General features: G+C 45.2%; 15 protein-coding genes and 1 tRNA gene. 11 read left to right on the forward strand and 5 right to left on the reverse strand.

What is annotated here, in order from left to right:
* The first annotated feature begins 6 nt into the window (after positions 1–6).
* From ftsH to E7L17_RS08980, 10 genes are all read left to right on the forward strand, one after another.
* Positions 7–1,941, forward strand: coding sequence for an ATP-dependent zinc metalloprotease FtsH (gene ftsH / locus E7L17_RS08935; RefSeq protein ID WP_316322900.1), 1,935 nt, complete (start codon positions 7–9; stop codon positions 1,939–1,941).
* A 496-nt stretch (positions 1,942–2,437) separates the two neighbouring features.
* Positions 2,438–4,417, forward strand: coding sequence for a type IIA DNA topoisomerase subunit B (locus E7L17_RS08940; RefSeq protein WP_316322901.1), 1,980 nt, complete (start codon positions 2,438–2,440; stop codon positions 4,415–4,417).
* A 12-nt stretch (positions 4,418–4,429) separates the two neighbouring features.
* Positions 4,430–6,664 (forward strand): DNA topoisomerase (ATP-hydrolyzing) subunit A, encoded by a 2,235-nt coding sequence (locus E7L17_RS08945; protein ID WP_316322902.1) that lies wholly within the window; start codon positions 4,430–4,432, stop codon positions 6,662–6,664.
* 313 nt (positions 6,665–6,977) lie between these two features.
* On the forward strand, positions 6,978–7,229 hold the full coding sequence (gene secG / locus E7L17_RS08950; protein WP_085832000.1) for a preprotein translocase subunit SecG: 252 nt from the start codon (positions 6,978–6,980) through the stop codon (positions 7,227–7,229).
* A gap of 60 nt (positions 7,230–7,289) precedes the next feature.
* Complete coding sequence (gene rnr, locus E7L17_RS08955) at positions 7,290–9,428, forward strand: ribonuclease R (protein ID WP_316322903.1); 2,139 nt, start codon at positions 7,290–7,292, stop codon at positions 9,426–9,428.
* A gap of 56 nt (positions 9,429–9,484) precedes the next feature.
* Positions 9,485–9,745 (forward strand): hypothetical protein, encoded by a 261-nt coding sequence (locus tag E7L17_RS08960; RefSeq protein ID WP_085832002.1) that lies wholly within the window; start codon positions 9,485–9,487, stop codon positions 9,743–9,745.
* A gap of 99 nt (positions 9,746–9,844) precedes the next feature.
* Positions 9,845–10,099: a pro-sigmaK processing inhibitor BofA family protein gene (locus tag E7L17_RS08965; protein ID WP_316323018.1), complete on the forward strand. Its 255-nt coding sequence runs from the start codon at positions 9,845–9,847 to the stop codon at positions 10,097–10,099.
* A 306-nt stretch (positions 10,100–10,405) separates the two neighbouring features.
* Positions 10,406–11,107, forward strand: a complete 702-nt coding sequence (locus E7L17_RS08970; RefSeq protein WP_316322904.1) for an AzlC family ABC transporter permease — start codon at positions 10,406–10,408, stop codon at positions 11,105–11,107.
* Positions 11,104–11,436 carry a branched-chain amino acid transporter permease gene (locus tag E7L17_RS08975; protein ID WP_316322905.1) on the forward strand — a complete coding sequence of 111 codons (333 nt, stop codon included), beginning with the start codon at positions 11,104–11,106 and terminating at the stop codon, positions 11,434–11,436. Before E7L17_RS08970 ends, E7L17_RS08975 begins: the two co-directional genes overlap by 4 nt.
* A gap of 30 nt (positions 11,437–11,466) precedes the next feature.
* Positions 11,467–12,207, forward strand: coding sequence for a copper homeostasis protein CutC (locus E7L17_RS08980; RefSeq protein ID WP_316322906.1), 741 nt, complete (start codon positions 11,467–11,469; stop codon positions 12,205–12,207).
* A gap of 1 nt (position 12,208) precedes the next feature.
* Here the strand turns inward: E7L17_RS08980 and E7L17_RS08985 are convergent, their stop codons facing one another.
* Both E7L17_RS08985 and E7L17_RS08990 read right to left on the reverse strand, forming a co-directional pair.
* Positions 12,209–12,808, reverse strand: coding sequence for a DUF4364 family protein (locus tag E7L17_RS08985; RefSeq protein WP_085832006.1), 600 nt, complete (start codon positions 12,806–12,808; stop codon positions 12,209–12,211).
* A gap of 67 nt (positions 12,809–12,875) precedes the next feature.
* Positions 12,876–13,289: a helix-turn-helix domain-containing protein gene (locus E7L17_RS08990; RefSeq protein ID WP_316322907.1), complete on the reverse strand. Its 414-nt coding sequence runs from the start codon at positions 13,287–13,289 to the stop codon at positions 12,876–12,878.
* A gap of 216 nt (positions 13,290–13,505) precedes the next feature.
* On the opposite strand from E7L17_RS08990, the gene E7L17_RS08995 reads away from it, so the two are divergent.
* Positions 13,506–13,580: transfer RNA gene (locus E7L17_RS08995), tRNA-Thr, on the forward strand.
* Positions 13,581–13,873: 293 nt separating this feature from the next.
* Here E7L17_RS08995 and E7L17_RS09000 read toward each other — a convergent pair.
* From E7L17_RS09000 to E7L17_RS09010, 3 genes are all read right to left on the reverse strand, one after another.
* Positions 13,874–14,527 carry a pentapeptide repeat-containing protein gene (locus E7L17_RS09000; RefSeq protein ID WP_316322908.1) on the reverse strand — a complete coding sequence of 218 codons (654 nt, stop codon included), beginning with the start codon at positions 14,525–14,527 and terminating at the stop codon, positions 13,874–13,876.
* Between the two features lie 205 nt (positions 14,528–14,732).
* Positions 14,733–15,206, reverse strand: a complete 474-nt coding sequence (locus tag E7L17_RS09005; protein ID WP_316322909.1) for a pyridoxamine 5'-phosphate oxidase family protein — start codon at positions 15,204–15,206, stop codon at positions 14,733–14,735.
* A gap of 96 nt (positions 15,207–15,302) precedes the next feature.
* Positions 15,303–16,709 carry a PLP-dependent aminotransferase family protein gene (locus E7L17_RS09010; protein ID WP_316322910.1) on the reverse strand — a complete coding sequence of 469 codons (1,407 nt, stop codon included), beginning with the start codon at positions 16,707–16,709 and terminating at the stop codon, positions 15,303–15,305.
* Between the last annotated feature and the right edge of the window lie 31 nt (positions 16,710–16,740).

Genomic DNA, 16,740 nt, shown 5'->3' on the forward strand with positions numbered 1-16,740 from the left:
CTCATTTTGGATAATAAAAAAAATCTGCGGAATTTAATCATTTATTTAGGCGCCCCAATCCTGATTATCATTATCATGGCCAGCATCTATGGCAATGTAAAGCCGCAGAAGGCCCATAAATATTCCGAAATAGTCGGCTACTTTAAATCGCAGCAGGTCACCGATTACTCCATGGATTTGGGAAGCGGTGAAATGCAGATTTCGCTCAAAGACGGTACAAAGGTAACGTATACCGCACCAAACGTGGGAATCATGTACGAAGAGATTCACCCGTATATTCAGCAGTATAACGAGGACCATCCGGACAAGAACATGGAGTACGACTTAAAGCGTCCGGCTGAAACCTCTTGGCTTGCTAGCCTAATTCCGACCATTCTGCTTCTGGCAGGTATGCTTGTTTTCTGGTGGTTCATGATGAAGCGCCTGAACACCAGCATGGGTGATGCAGGCAAGCAGATGAACTTTGGCAAGGCCAAAGTAAAGCAAATGGCAGACGAAAAACGCAAAACAACCTTTGCTGACGTTGCAGGTGCCGACGAAGAGAAGGAAGAGTTGCGCGAAATCGTTGAATTCTTGAAAAACCCCAAAAAGTATAACGAGTTGGGTGCACGTATTCCCAAGGGTGTACTGCTTGTGGGCCCTCCCGGTACCGGTAAAACTCTTTTGGCACGCGCAGTTGCAGGTGAAGCTGGCGTTCCGTTCTTCTCGATTTCCGGTTCCGACTTCGTAGAAATGTTTGTTGGTGTGGGTGCTTCGCGTGTTCGCGATTTGTTTGACCAAGCGAAGAAAAACTCACCCTGCATTATCTTTATTGATGAAATTGATGCGGTAGGCCGCCAGCGCGGCGCCGGTCTTGGCGGCGGCCACGACGAGCGCGAGCAGACCCTAAACCAGTTGCTCGTTGAGATGGACGGCTTCGGTGCAAACGAAGGCGTTATTATGATTGCCGCAACAAACCGCCCAGATATTCTAGACCCTGCTCTTATGCGTCCCGGTCGTTTTGACCGCCAGGTAATGGTTGGTTATCCCGACATTAAGGGCCGTGAAGAGATTCTAAAGGTACACGCAAGGGGCAAGCCCATTGCGCCAAACGTAAGCCTGAAGACCATTGCAAAATCCACTGCCGGGTTTACCGGTGCAGACCTTGAGAACCTGCTCAATGAGGCAGCGCTTCTTTCTGCAAGAAAGAACCTGCGCGCCATTACCATGGAAGAAATTGAGGAGGCAACCATTAAGGTTGTTGTGGGTACAGAGAAAAAGAGCCGTGTGATGACAGAGAAAGAAAAGACGCTTACTGCCTACCATGAAGGCGGGCATGCGGTAGTCACCTATTTCTGCTCCACACAAGACCCCGTTCACCAAATCTCAATTATTCCCCGCGGTATGGCGGGCGGTTATACCATGCAGCTTCCCTCTGAGGATCGTTCCTATAAGTGCAAAAAGGAAATGCTCGAGGATTTGATGGTGCTCATGGGTGGCCGTGTAGCAGAATCTCTTGTGCTGGATGATATTTCTACCGGTGCATCGAACGATATTGAGCGTGCAACCAAAACAGCGCGTGCCATGATTACCAAATATGGAATGAGTGAAATGCTGGGAACGGTAACGTATGGCTCCGACAGCAGCGAGCCTTTCCTAGGCCGTGATATGGGTCATGTGCGGAATTATTCCGAGAGCACTGCCGCTGCAATTGATGCCGAGATTAAAGACATTTTAACCAACGCTTATGATAAAGCAGCGAAGATCCTGTCTGACCATATGGATAAGCTGCACTTGGTTGCAAAATATCTGTATCAGAACGAGAAGATGAGCGGTGAGGATTTCCAAAAACTGATGAGTGGTGCTGTATTACCTGGGATCACGGATCAAGTACCGGTGCTAGAAACAAGCGAAGAGCGTACTTTGGCAGATTCCAAACCGGAAGAAGAAACAGCTGAATGATTGATCGAAAAGGGGAAATATTATATTTCCCCCTTTCCTTGTCCGAAAAAAACAGGCCTTTGAGCGTTGTGCAACTGCGAACTATGCTGTTTTGCTGACGGCGTTGGCTGCATCTGCAAAGAAGAATCCTATGAAAATGGGTACTCCTCTTTGCTGCGTGTGCCGCTCTGTTGTTGCAGTTCTCAATGGGCCTTTTTTCTTTGCTATTTCGTTACAAATCTGTTCGGGCGGCGTATACTGCCTGTCTTCGACAGAAAGTGGCGGTCACCATTGTTTATAATCTAAAATGGTTACCGTATGAAAAGAAACAAAGAACTGATGTACGGTCGTTTTCCGGGAAATAATTGCGTTTACTGTATATGGCGCAGTATCATTTTTTGGCACATAACAACAACAGAACGATTTTTACATGTAAAATGGTATACCACGGGTGTTGCCCGGGAAGAATTCAAAATGCCAGAGCCTCAGTTGCGGGGCTAACGGCAGGAGGGAAGCTATGGCTAAAAAGACGGCATATGGAAACGACAGCATCTCGTCACTGAAGGGTGCCGACCGTGTACGCCGCCGCCCGGCGGTTATTTTCGGTTCGGACGGTATTGAGGGCTGCGAGCATTCCATTTTTGAAATATTATCGAACTCGATTGATGAAGCAAGAGAAGGCTTTGGCCACGAAATTACAATCACGTGCTACCGCGACCATTCGGTTGAGGTGGAAGATCACGGGCGTGGAATTCCCGTAGACTATAATACAAAAGAAGAGCGCTTTAACTGGGAGCTTGTTTTTTGTGAGCTGTACGCAGGCGGAAAATACAACAACGATTCGGATGAAAGCTATGAGTATTCGCTGGGTCTCAATGGTCTGGGCCTATGCTCCACGCAGTATGCCGCTGAATATATGGATGTTGACATCCGTCGTGATGGAACACGCTATACGCTGCACTTTGAGCATGGCGAGAACGTAGGCGGCCTGCAAAAGGACGCATATAGCAAAAAGGATACCGGTACCAAAATCCGCTGGAGGCCTGACTTGCAGGTCTTTACGGATATTGCCGTACCGCAGGAATATTATCTCGATATGATTCGCCGCCAGGCAATCGTAAATGAGGGGATTCGTTTTCTGCTCCGGTATGAAACGGATGCCGGCTTTGAAACCACGGAGTTTTGCTACCAGGAAGGCATTTTAGACCATGTTCGCGAGCTCGCGGGTGAGGATGCCCTTACCTCGGTGCAGAGCTGGCAAGCGGAGCGCCGTGTGCGTGACCGTGCGGACAAGCCTGAGTATAAGACGAAAATCAATGTAGCGCTTGCATTTTCGAACCGTGTGCGTGCAACAGAGTATTATCATAACTCCAGTTGGCTTGAGCATGGCGGTGCGCCAGACAAAGCGGTGCGCAGTGCATTTGTTGCACAAATTGATGCGTATTTAAAGCAAACAAGTAAATACAATAAGAACGAGAGTAAAATTACTTATACCGATGTTGAGGACTGCTTAATTCTGGTGATCTCTTCGTTTTCGAACCGCACCTCTTACGAGAACCAGACCAAGAAAGCAATCACCAATAAGGGAATTCAGGAAGCGATGACCGAGCTGCTGCGGCACCATCTGGAGGTTTTCTTCCTTGAAAATCCCGTGGAAGCAGAAAAAGTAGCGGCGCAGGTGCTCATTAACAAGCGCAGCCGTGAGGATGCGGAAAAAACACGCCTGAACCTGAAAAAGAAGCTGACTTCTACAATGGATGTTACCAACCGTGTTGCAAAATTTGTAGATTGCCGAAGCCGGAAAACGGAAGAGCGTGAGATCTTCATTGTGGAGGGAGACTCTGCTTTGGGCGCCTGTAAACAGGCTCGTGACCCCGATTTTCAGGCAATTATGCCAATCCGCGGTAAAATACTCAACTGCCTGAAGGCAGATTACGACCGTATTTTTAAAAGCGATATTATAACGGATTTGATTAAGGTTTTGGGATGCGGAGTGGAAGTGAAATCGAAGGCAAATAAAGATTTATCTTCGTTTGATTTATCGCTTTTGCGTTGGAATAAAATCATTTTGTGTACAGATGCGGATGTAGACGGCTTCCAGATTCGTACCCTGCTGCTTACCATGCTCTATCGCCTCACGCCTACTCTAATTGAGGAGGGCAAGGTGTTTATCGCAGAATCCCCACTGTTTGAGATAACCGCAAAAGACCAAACCTATTTTGCATACACCGAGCAGGAAAAAATAAAGATATTGCAGCGCTTGGAGGGTACAAAGTACGTGATTCAGCGCTCCAAAGGTTTGGGTGAAAACGAACCGGATATGATGAATTTAACGACAATGAATCCCGCTACGCGGCGGCTGATTCAAGTAATGCCCGAAGATGCGGGCAGAACGGCAGAGGTGTTTGACCTGCTTTTGGGGGATAACCTGGTTGGGCGTAAAGACTTTATCGCCCGAAGCGGCCACGATTACCTAGATGCTGCCGATGTAAGCTAAGGGGGGAACAAATTGGCACACAGAAAAAAAGAATCGAATACAGCGCCCCCCAAGGGTAAGGGTGTAATTGAAGGCGCAGGGCTTGTGGTAACACAGCCCATTACCGCAACTTTGGAAAAAAACTATATGCCCTATGCAATGAGCGTAATTATGTCGCGCGCCATTCCAGAGATCGACGGCTTTAAGCCATCGCACCGCAAGATATTATACACAATGTATAAAATGGGGTTGCTTACAGGCTCCAGAACAAAGAGTGCGAATATTGTTGGACAAACCATGAAGCTAAATCCGCATGGTGATGCTGCTATTTACGAAACCATGGTTCGTCTGAGTCGCGGATATGAGGCACTTTTGCACGCTTATGTCGATTCCAAGGGAAACTTCGGTAAATTTTATTCTCGTGATATGGCTTGGGCGGCCTCCCGTTACACTGAGGCAAAGCTAGACAATATTTGCCAAGAGCTTTTTCGAGATATTGATCGAGATACGGTCGATTTTGTAGATAACTACGACAATACGATGAAAGAGCCAACATTACTCCCAGCCGCATTTCCATCTATTTTGGTGAATGCAAATACTGGTATTGCGGTTGGTATGGCAAGTAATATTTGCCCCTTTAACTTAGCGGAGGTCTGCCAAACTACTATTGGCCTGATTCGTGACCCAGAATTTGATATTGCATCCACACTTCAGGCACCGGATTTCCCCAGTGGCGGGCAAGTGGTTTATGACCGAGCTGCCATGGAAGAGATTTACCGTACCGGCCGTGGCGGTGTAAAAATTCGCTGTCGCTATTCGTATGACAAAACGGCAAATTGCATCGACGTAACGCAGATTCCACCTACCACAACCATAGAAGCAATTGTGGAAAAGGTAGTCGATTTGGTGCGCCAAGGCAAGCTGAAAGAAATTTCAGATATTCGAGATGAAACTGGCTTGAGCGGCCTAAAAATCACCATCGATTTAAAGCGCGGGGTTGACCCCGAGCGGCTCATGCAGCGTCTCTTTAAAATGACGCCACTGGAAGACAGCTTCTCCTGTAATTTTAACGTGTTAATTAGTGGGATACCCCAGGTAATGGGTGTGCGCAATCTGCTCCTCGAATGGGTTGCATTCCGTGTGGAATGTGTGCGCCGACGCACCCATTACGATTTGCGCAAGAAAAAGGAAAAGCTGCACCTGCTTCGTGGGTTGCAAGCCATCTTACTGGATATTGATAAGGCGATTCGAATCGTTCGTGAAACGGAAGAAGAAGCCGAGGTTGTAACAAACCTAATGATTGGCTTTGGAATAGATGAAATCCAGGCAGAATATGTAGCTGAGATTAAGCTGCGGCACTTAAATCGGGAATATATCTTAAAGCGCACACAAGAAACCAGTGAGCTAGAGAAAGAAATCATTCACTTACAGGAATTGATGGAAAGCCGCGCAAAGCTTCAGGGTGTGATTGTTGCCGAGCTCAAAGAGGTAGAGAAAAAGTATGGTCAACCTCGCCATACGCAACTTGTGTATGCGTCTGATTTAGAGGAGTATGTACCCGAGCAGGAGATTGATGATTACCCGGTACATCTTTTCTTTACTCGTGAAGGGTACTTTAAAAAGATTACACCCCAGTCTCTACGTATGAGCGGCGAGCAAAAGCTCAAAGAGGGAGATGTGGTAACTCAAACAGAGGAAGGCTCCAATGCCTGTGACCTGCTGTTCTTTACCGATCGTAGCCAGGTTTATAAAATGCGTGCGGCAGATTTAAGTGACGGCAAGGCCAGTGTATTGGGCGAATATATTCCGGCAAAGGCTGGTATGGATGATAGCGAAAATGCCATCTTCATGGTTCCAACCAACAATTATCAAGGCTACATGCTGTTTTTATTTGAAAACGGAAAGGCGGCTAAAGTTGAACTTTCTGCCTATGCCACCAAAACAAACCGCCGTAAGCTGGTTGGAGCGTATAGCGATAAATCTCCCCTTGTGGCAATCATGTACCTGAAAGAAGACCGCGATATTCTTCTAACCGGTACAAACGGGCGATTGCTGCTAGTTCATACCGGTGCGATTGCAGACAAAGCCACCCGTACCACACAAGGTGTATTTGTAATGTCGTTTACAGCGGCGAAGCACCACCTGCAAAGTGCAGAGCCATATGTAGAGGGTATGCTGGAAACGCCTGACCGCTATCGTAAGAATGTTCCTTCACCCGGAGCAGTACCAAGCCAGGCAGATGCTATGAGAGGTCAAATGTCCTTGTAAAAAAGTGAATCGCCGCACGGAATGCCAATAGCAAACCGGCGGCGGTTCCGGCAATTGAAAATGCAAACGCACGCGAAACTCTCAATTGCTTGTTCTTACTATGTCCCTATTATTAGTAAGTTATGTACGGCTATTTTTGGAAGTAAAAGAAAATTGGTTATAAAATAGGTTATTTTACAATTTATTTTAAGCCGCTTTCATCAGCCGGCAGGGAAAGTGTGGATGTCCTAGAATATTTTGAAAAAAGATTGCTAAACAAAAATCTTTGTGGTATCATAATCACAAGTGTTTATTGTACGTTCGGAGGTACGCTATGACTGGACTTGAAATTTTCTTTGGAGTAGTTTTGCTGTTATTCTCCATCGCTATTATAGTGATAATCCTTCTGCAGGAAGGCCAGCAGCAAAATTTAGGCGCAATAACTGGCGGCGCAGATACATTTTTGTCTAAGAACAAAGCTCGTTCCATCGATGCGTTTTTGTCACGCTGGACAAAAGTGATAGCGGTAGGCTTTTTCGTAATGGTAATTGCCATAAATGCGATTATGTTCTTCGCCGGGAAATAAGAATGCAGCCGAAAAGCTCCGCTGAAAAGCGGGGCTTTTTTTTGAAAGGAAAGGGGAAACATGTTAAAAAAGAAGGAAAAAACACCGGCTGAATCGATTTTAAAAGCGCTTTCGAAGCTTCGTCATGCCATATCCTCAAAAGAGCTTCTTAAGAAAACAGGAATTAAAGACAAGAATGTCTTTTACGATACCCTCCACCAAATGCAGGAGAGCGGCGATATTTATGTAAATAAACGGCATCAAGTTTTAGGCAGAGTCGGCAAAACCAACCTTACGGGTACGGTTTTATCACTCTCAGAGGGTTTTGCTTTCGTACGCCCTGAGAGTGGCGGTGATGATTTGTACGTTTCCAGTGACCGCCTTAAGGGTGCAATTGTTGGTGATACCGTACTGCTGAAAAATGTGACTGAAACTGCTCGTGGAAAAAAAGCAGAGGTTGCCTCGGTTACAAAGCGGCGCCAACGGATTACTACCGGAACAGTGCGTAAGTCGTATAGTGGGTTTGAAATTGTACCAGATGTTGCAATTCGTTATAATTTGCCCACCCCAAAGGTGGATTTAAAGGGAGCTCGCCCCGGTGATAAGGTTCAGGTGGAATTGGTTCGCGTACCGCGGCGTGAAAAGCTTTCTGCCCGTGTAGTGAAAATTTATGGCAATGCAGAGAGTGCAAAAATATGTGCAGATGCAATTATAGACCAAAACGGAATTGCTACGATATTCCCCGATGCAGTACTCGCCGAGGCGGCACGTGCGGCACAACAGCCAATCACGCAGGAAGAAATCAATAACAGGCTCGATTTGCGTGAGGAAATGATTTGCACCATTGACGGTGCAGATGCCAAGGATCTCGATGATGCAATCAATGTACGCCGCACTGAGCGTGGCTTTGAACTGGGCGTGCATATTGCAGACGTTTCTCACTATGTAGTGGAAGACAGTGCGATTGATGAAGAAGCCTTTCAGCGAGGTACATCGGTTTACTTTGCAGACCGTGTGATTCCCATGCTGCCAAAAGAGCTCTCAAATGGTGCCTGTTCTTTGAATGCAGGAGAAGACAAGCTCACATTTTCTGCTCTCATCCGTTTGGATGAAGCCGGTGAAATCGTAAGCTATCGTTTTGAAAAAACCGTAATTCATTCCAAGGTACGCGGCGTGTATTCCGAGGTTAACCGTATTTATAGCGGTGAAGCAGAGCAAGCATTACTAGAGAAATACGCCCCGGTTCTCGATTCACTAAATGCGGCACGAGAATTGGCCAAAATATTAGAGAATCGCTCTCGCCAAAAGGGCTCCATGGATTTTGATAGTGGAGAATCGATGTTTATACTCGATAAAAACGGTGTGTGCGTTCATATTAGACCTCGTGTACAGGGTGAAGCGGAAAAAGTTATCGAACAGTTAATGATTACCGCGAATCAGGCGGCGGCAAAGCTTGCAAAAGAAGAGCAGCTTCCTTTTGTATATCGCATTCATGAAAATCCAGATCCTGATCGCATTAAGGCGCTTGTGAGCCTAGCGGCGGCACTCGGATTTTCCACCCAGCGTCTTCGTTCCGAAAAGCCATCTCCAGCCGATTTCTCAGAACTGCTGGATCAGGTAAAGGGAACACCTGCGGAGCAGGTAGTCTCTCACCAAGTACTGCGTACCATGGAAAAAGCAAAATATTCTACTGAGCCAGTTGGCCATTTCGGCTTGTCGCTAGCTGATTATTGCCATTTCACTTCACCTATTCGCCGTTACCCAGACTTGGCGATTCACCGGATTTTATCGCAAAGCAAGACGCTAGGGCAAATTGAATTGTCTCTCCGCTTTGCGTCGTTTGCGGCAGCTGCGGCATCAGAATCCTCGAAAAGTGAGGTACGCGCCATGACAGCCGAGCGTAGTGCGGAAGATTGCTACAAAGCAGAGTTTATGAAAGCGCACATTGGCGAAGAGTTTAACGGAGTTGTAAGCGGTGTTACACAGCGCGGTGTATTTGTAAGGCTTGAGAGTAGCGTAGAGGGCTTTGTGCCTATTGGTGCATTCCCCAACGCGAACTACAAGTTTGACGGTGTCGTAACACAGGTAGACGAGCGCACCGGCAACCGCATTACCATTGGAACGCCAATGAGAATCGTGGTTGCGGCGTCCGATATTCCCACTGGCCGTATTGATTTTATGCCTGCAGGACAAGAAATAAATTCCAACCAATCGGTATAAATTGGGTATAAAAGACCAACATATTAGCATATGATAAACCGAAAGGCGGAGCTAATATGGAAACTGTACTCAAGATGATCCAGCAGACGGTAAAGCCGATGGAGGCAGTAAGGCAGGATTCTGGAATTTTACAAGAGTTGAGGGAAGTTTCAAGGCTGATGGCCTGCAACGAAAGATGGTTTCAAATGGAGTGCAATGAAGACTTGATTGATGCCTGTGTGCATCAACGCATTGAGCTTCTGGCGCGGTATCGCCATCTATTGCAGGAGGCTAAGCGGCAGGGAATTTCAGCTTCTCCTTTTTCGAATTTGGAATAAACCCGGCGGTCATCCACCGCCTGGTTTTGCTTTTTAGTTGAGTACATCTCAAATGAAGAGCAGGAACGCAAAGAAAAAGGAGGCGGTCTGGTGCCAAGCATGACAACCATTCTGGTGGCAGTAGGTATCTTTTTATTCCTTGCGGCGCTTCAGGCGCTGCTGGGCTCCAGGCGACCAATGCAGCGTGCGGCGGGCGGTATTATTATCGGCGTTGGAACGTTGGCTGTGGTAAATCTTACCGGCCTATTTACTGGTGTAAGTATTCCGGTTAGTCTGTTTAGTCTCGGTGTTTCTGCTGCGGGCGGAATACCCGGGGTTACATTGCTGCTTATGCTAAATCTAATATTCCAATAAAGACCGGCGGTTGGGGATTCCCACCGCCGGTCTTTTTTAATCTTTAATCTGGTGAGACGAAATCATTCAAAATTTAGGAGGAAACTTATCTGAATTTCTTTTATTATAATTCCTCTAAAACCACTTTTGTAAGAGTACAAAAAATAATGAGAACCTTACTTTTAATTCACATAAAAAGTAAAAATGTATGTGAATGCTTTTCCCGGTGTTACCTTGTTATTATTCCAAAAATTATGGTATAATTGTGAAAAACAGATTGGCGAAAAAAGCGAGCAAAGGTCGCTTTTTCTCTTGGGAGGGCTACGGTTGAAGGAAAAGCGGCATCTTTTTCAAGAAGCATTTAAGCATACCCTACCGGTTATGACCGGTTATCTTTTTCTAGGTTTTGCATTTGGTGTGTTTTTGCAGAGCAAGGGCTATGGGTTGCCGTGGGCGCTGCTGATGAGCGTGTTTATCTACGCAGGTTCCATGCAGTTTGTTACGGTCGATTTATTAGCGGGAGCGGCTTCCTTGGTGAGTGCAGCAATTATGACATTAATGGTGAATGCCCGGCATTTATTTTATGGGATAGCAATGCTCAATGAGTTCCGTGAAATGGGTCGTAAAAAGCCGTATCTGATTTTTTCACTTACCGACGAAACATTTTCTCTGTTTTGTGGGCTCAAAGAGCCGCCAGGCCCAGATAGAAAGCGCCTGTTGTTTTACATAGCCATACTGGATCAAATGTACTGGGTACTTGGCAGTGTGGCTGGCTCAGTGTTTGGCTCCGTTTGGCACATTCCCTCCAAGGGGATCGATTTTGTAATGACCGCGCTGTTCACGGTTATCTTCCTTGAGCGTTGGAAAGCCGAGGAAGACCACACAGCGTCTATTCTTGGAATTGTAATATCGCTAGTTTGCCTGCTGGTGTTTGGCTCCTCCGGCTTCGTCATCCCGGCTATGCTCTCCATTACCGCGGTGTTCTTACTGCTGCGTGGCAGGTTGGGGAAGAAGGAGGGTGCACAATGACAGTACTTCATGGACTTCTATTGGTAGGGGTGATTGCGTTAGTTACGTTTCTCATTCGTTCTGCACCGTTTCTGCTCTTTCCGGCTGACCAAGCCACACCCGGGTGGGTGATTTATTTAGGCAGGGTGCTTCCGTCCGCGGTGATTGGTATGCTGATTGTTTACTGCTTGCGAGACGCAACCCCTCTTTCGTTCCCCTATGCCATTCCAGAGGGGGCTGCACTGCTCACGGTGGTTTTACTGCATTTGTGGAAGCGCAACACACTGCTGAGCATTGCGGGCGGCACAATTTTGTATATGGTATTGGTGCAGCTTGTGTTTAATACATAAAAATGGTCGTTATTTTATAGGAGGGAACATATGAAAGCGGTTTTGGAAGTATGTGTTGATACAGTAGACTCTGCATTTGAGGCACAGCGTGCCGGAGCAGATCGGCTTCTTCTCTGCTCCGGACTCCAGCTTGGCGGAATCACTCCGAATATAAACTTCTTTTATGAGGTACGCAATCGGCTGGATTTGCCGATCTCTGTTTTGGTGCGACCGCATTTTGGTGACTACTGCTGTTCCCAAGCGGAGTTTGAAATGATGAAAGATGACATTGCTCTTTACCGGGATGCAGGTGCAGACGCCGTTCAAACAGGAATTTTGCTGCCGGATGGCTCTCTGGACGTTCTTCGCATGGATGAGCTAATTGTTCAAGCAGAAGATATGAAGATGGTACTGGGCCGTGCATTTGATGAATGCCGTGAGCCGGAGGAAGCCCTTCAGCGCGCGAGAATGATGGGCTTTGGCGGGCTTGTAACCTCTGGGCAGTGCCGCCGCAGCTATGATGGCCGCAGCCTGATAGCACGGTTGCTTCTCAATGCAAACGATATGGAGATTGTGGTAGCGGGAGACATGGAGCCGCAGGAATTTGCGGCGTTCCGACGCGTTACAGCGGCATCTGTTTATCAGGGATCTTGGCTCAAAAAGACAGAGAGTGTAATGCAGTACCGTAAAAAACAGCGTTGTGAACCACTGGTGAGTGTACAGGAATACACGGTTTGGCAGACGGATACACAAAAAATCGCCGCCATGCGCGCAGCAATGGACGGCGAGTAGTTTATTCTTTTGGCTGTTTTTTCATACCCATTTCAGTGAGTGTTTCAGCCATCATCTTTTGGTCTTTGGTAACCGCTGCCAGCATAGCGCGGTAAATAATATCTGGGTCTTGCTGAAAATTGAGCTTAACCAGATTCGCCTGCTGTAAATCAGGAACGTAAAGCGAGAGCGACATAAGCTCCATATCGCCGCCTGAAATATGGCAGTTTACCTGGTAGCCGTTATTTGTGTGGGTAATTTCTACGGCGTTTTCTTCTTCGCGCTTCATGCGCGATAAAAGCTGGAGTGCCGCTGTAAGGGTACGCTGGCGAACTGCTGTAGGAATTGTGGCGTCTAGCTGATTTGCAATTACCCGAGCTGATTCACCGGGAGTACAGAGTCCATTTTTTATTACAATGCTGCCTTTGTCGATTAAATCAGAAAGAGCAGTCGTAATTTCAAAATAATTGGCCAGCCCGTTCTCCTGCAAAATGTCGATAATATCTTCTTTGCGGAACGGCGAGTCTACACTGACCAGAAGGTAACAAATTAAAATGCGGATTTCTTTGGTGTTTCTAAGGCCGCCCGGCTCAATTCCGGCGGCAAATGCGTCAAATTTCATGCGGCACCTCCGGCAATCAATAATCTACTAATTTAGTATATCATGAAAAGAGAAAATCCGCAAAGCCTCAATCCAATTCTTTTTTATTATTTTTGCTTAGTATTTCGCTCGCTTTTTGGAGTAGTTCTTCCTTTTGAGTAGAGGAACAGGCACGAAAAAACGCAATAAGCTGCAATTCATCTTTTTTCAAATCATAAATATGGCTGTTATTGTCTGTAATTCGTTTTACGTTCAGTTTCCCCCAGGATGAAGAATCATTAAGCATGAGGGATAAATCCTCCTGCCCCAATAGCTCCGGCAAGCTGATGCAAAACACCTGAGACAGTAGAATAAGAGATGAAATGTCTGGTGTTGTTTTACCGGATTCATAGTAGGAGTAGGTGGAACGATCAATATTGAGCACATTTGCAAGGTGTTGCTGCGTGTAACCGCATTTTTCCCTGAAAATCCGCAAGTTTTTACCAATGGTTCTCAGTGACATAGTATCACTCTTTCTTGGGAGCTTAATATATTAATTATATGTTATCCCAGAATTAAACATATAGTTATGTGATTTTCTTTCACTTATTCATGACAAGGAAATTTTGTTTTTTCGATAAGAGAATACAGAAGCATGAGGAATAAAAAACTGAGCAAGTCCACTTGACGAACTCGTTTCTTTTTTGTATACTATATTGGCTGAATAAAAGAAAAATATGCTGGTGTGGCTCAATGGCAGAGCAGCTCATTCGTAATGAGCAGGTTGTCGGTTCGATTCCGACCACCAGCTCCAAAAAATAAAGCTGAAGCAGATACGATTTTGTATCTGCTTCAGCTTTATTTTTGTTTATAATCAGAGTGTTAAATTGTATTAATCTAAGGAGCCAAAGAAAGGTGCAGTATATAGAACGAATGCAGGCTGTAATATAGCCGTATTAGGAGCATTTAGGGCATAAGAAAAATCATGTAAACGTTGTGCTTATTATTAGATGAATTATAAAATATATTTAAGACCACAAAGGTACAGTGCCTATCTTAAAATGCTCAAAAATCGAATATGAAAGCCACAGAAGCAAATGAAATAGGCTATACTTTTACAATAATACCCCAAAGGCGAATTAAATCCGCTGCTTGGAGCAAGTTGACTTTCACTCCTTTTAATTCGATAGGAGGGGAGGACACAATAGGTGCAACGAAATCATTTTCTGTAAAGTCAATAGTTGCAAGCAGCGTTTTAAAAAAATTGTTATTTGAGAACTTGGATTTTCTTGCCTGAAAGTTTTTTAATTTTGCTTCCGCCATGGATGATTCTGTGAAATCAACTTCTTCAAATAGAACATCTGTCAATTTACTCCTGTCAAAGCATGAGTATTGCAGATTGGTATCTCTAAAAACGGTTTTCTTGATAAGCGTTTCACTCATTTCTAATCCCATACATTTACAAGAAGCAAATATGCATCTTTCAAAATAAGCATCCGTAAATTCTGTGTTCGAGAAGTCGCAGGATTGAAATATAACATCAGTAAAACTGGCTTTATGAAATTTACAGGAATGAAATGTAGAATTGTCAAAAACACTCTCTTTAATTTCAATATTGTAAAAATCTTCGCCTTGAACGACGGTTTCACTACTTTTTATTGCAGAGATAGGAAGCTCAGATTGAAGAAACTCTAGTGCATAAGTAGAAAAATCATCTATTAGTATAAACTCCTTGGGTAACTGTGGGCTAGCTTTATTCATAGCAACCACCTTTTTATGTTTACTTTTTCAATTAATGTTAGCATCAATACAAAGCTTCGTCAACAGTATGCAGAACTAGTTCTTTCAGCTCTTTAGCCGACGTTCGCCTATGTGCTAATCCAATTATTATTAATGGAACGTTATGGATTGCAACTGAGAATAAAATGAAGCAGCTCCCAACCAACATTTTCGGGGAGCTGCTTTTTTAGTCGTAATATTTACCGGTTATTTCAGTGATATCAATTTGAATTACGGCGGTACCTTTTACCATATTAGCGGGTAAATCACGGTCTGCAAGGTGTGGAGTGTATTTCTTTACAATTTCTTTTAACACCATTTCTTTTTTCTCAATGTCCTTTAGAAGTGTGGCGTTGCCGGAGATAATTACGCTTTCATATTTGGTGTTGGTATCGCAGGGCTTTTCGTTCGGGTCTAATAAGAGCTTGTCCATTTCATATACACAAAAGCAAACTCTTGGATTGTTTGTAAGGTTGCTGATTTTCTGCCCTTTGGGCAACCCATGGGCATAAAGCGTGTTTTGCTGGTAAACAAAGTGCATGGGGGTAACGTATGGTGTGCCGTCGGCATTAATTGTTGCTAAGCTGCCGGTTTGGGTGCGTTCCAGTAATTGGTTAATCAGCTCTTCTTTTAAAGGGTGTGTTTTCATGCGGTACTGCATGGTTGGTTCCTCCTTGTACAATTCTCTTTTAACCAGATTGTACAATAAAACCGGCTCTTACCAAAGAGCCGGTTTTTAAATATTTTTAGGATACGGTTAACCAAACCAAGCTCGAGCTAAGCGTTGGACTGCAGTGGGAATGTCATTCTCAGAAATCATGCCATAACCTAAAATAATACAATTTTTTTTATAGGTGTGCAAATTTAACCAAAATGGGGAAACCGGACATACTTTTACTTGCTGTTCAAGCGCTTGTTCGATGAGTATCGTTTCTTGCTGTCCCTCCAAAAACTCCAGCATCAAATGCAGCCCGGCTTGTTGCCCATGAATTTTTACTCGATTGCCCATGTAAGCTTGCAGTGACTGTAATAAAATATCGTGTTTTTTCTTATGAGCCAAGCAGATTTTACGGTTGTGCTTTTCCCAATGGCCATCGGCAATCAGGCGAGTCATCACAATTTGCTCCATCAGCGGAACGGTACATTGGTACCCGGAAAACCGTCTTTCATATTTTGGCAGCAGCCATTTGGGCAGAATCATGTATGCCATGCGCAGGCCGGGGGACAGAGACTTTGAAAAAGTTCCAATATAAACAACTCGTCCACCGGTATCAATGGATTGCAGAGAGGGAATTGGTCTGCCGTGGTAACGGAATTCGCTGTCGTAATCATCTTCTATTAAAATGGTATCGTGCTCCTTTGCCCAGTTCAAAAGCTGTATTCTTTTGTGTATCGGCAATACAACTCCGGTTGGAAATTGGTGAGAGGGTGTAATGTGCACCATTTTTACAGTAGATACGGCAAGAGCTGCAAGGCAAATGCCATCATGGCGAACTGGGATTGGCAGAATCTCATATCCATTCTTCTGAAAGACAGTACTTGCACCGTTGTAGCAGGGTTCTTCCATTGCGATCTGTTTGTTTTCATACGGGTGCAGTTGAATGAGAATTTCCAATGCGGATTGTGTGCCGCTGCATAAAATAATCTGGTCGGCTTCACAGTTAACACCCCGGCTGTGGTACAAATAATCTTTTAGCTGAATGCGCAGGCTGAGATCTCCTTTTACATCACCATAGCTCTGGATTTTTTGCAGCTCGGCGCTGCCCAGCAAATCGTTAGTATACTTTTTCCAAAGCTTGTCGGGGAATGCGTTGGCGCTCAAGCTTCCATACTGGAAGCTGTACTTAATTGCTTTTTTATTCTCAGCAGGAGCGGTAACGGGGCTTTGTTGGTGCTCAGGTAGCTCTGCCCTTTGGTTTAGATGGAATTGAAGATCGTTTACAACATAACCGGAGCTTGGCCGGTTGGTAAGGTAGCCCTCAAGCACCAATTGCGCATAAGCACTCTCTACGGTATTTCTTCCAATTTGCAGCTCCTTTGCCAAAGCTCTTGTAGAGGTAATTCTTTTGCCCTCAGCAAGGCTGCCGCTTAATATATCGGCACGGATTTGCTCGTATATCTGCTGGTAAATTGGCTGTGAACTGACGGGGTTAATTTGCAGCATGGCTGTTACTCCTATTAGCAGACTGTTTGCA

This window comes from Clostridium sp., from assembly GCF_032576335.1.
Classification (GTDB): Bacteria; Bacillota; Clostridia; order Oscillospirales; family Acutalibacteraceae; genus Faecalispora.

Bases quoted from the DNA above. Each gene is read 5' to 3' on its own strand.
- E7L17_RS09010 (WP_316322910.1), bottom strand. From the start codon at position 16,709: ATGCTGCAAATTAACCCCGTCAGTTCACAGCCAATTTACCAGCAGATA.
- E7L17_RS09000 (WP_316322908.1), bottom strand. From the start codon at position 14,527: ATGAATAAAGCTAGCCCACAGTTACCCAAGGAGTTTATACTAATAGAT.
- E7L17_RS08980 (WP_316322906.1), top strand. From the start codon at position 11,467: ATGAAAGCGGTTTTGGAAGTATGTGTTGATACAGTAGACTCTGCATTT.
- E7L17_RS08975 (WP_316322905.1), top strand. From the start codon at position 11,104: ATGACAGTACTTCATGGACTTCTATTGGTAGGGGTGATTGCGTTAGTT.
- E7L17_RS08960 (WP_085832002.1), top strand. From the start codon at position 9,485: ATGGAAACTGTACTCAAGATGATCCAGCAGACGGTAAAGCCGATGGAG.
- rnr (WP_316322903.1), top strand. From the start codon at position 7,290: ATGTTAAAAAAGAAGGAAAAAACACCGGCTGAATCGATTTTAAAAGCG.
- E7L17_RS09005 (WP_316322909.1), bottom strand. From the start codon at position 15,206: ATGCAGTACCGCATGAAAACACACCCTTTAAAAGAAGAGCTGATTAAC.
- E7L17_RS08985 (WP_085832006.1), bottom strand. From the start codon at position 12,808: ATGAAATTTGACGCATTTGCCGCCGGAATTGAGCCGGGCGGCCTTAGA.
- E7L17_RS08990 (WP_316322907.1), bottom strand. From the start codon at position 13,289: ATGTCACTGAGAACCATTGGTAAAAACTTGCGGATTTTCAGGGAAAAA.
- E7L17_RS08940 (WP_316322901.1), top strand. From the start codon at position 2,438: ATGGCTAAAAAGACGGCATATGGAAACGACAGCATCTCGTCACTGAAG.
- E7L17_RS08965 (WP_316323018.1), top strand. From the start codon at position 9,845: ATGACAACCATTCTGGTGGCAGTAGGTATCTTTTTATTCCTTGCGGCG.
- secG (WP_085832000.1), top strand. From the start codon at position 6,978: ATGACTGGACTTGAAATTTTCTTTGGAGTAGTTTTGCTGTTATTCTCC.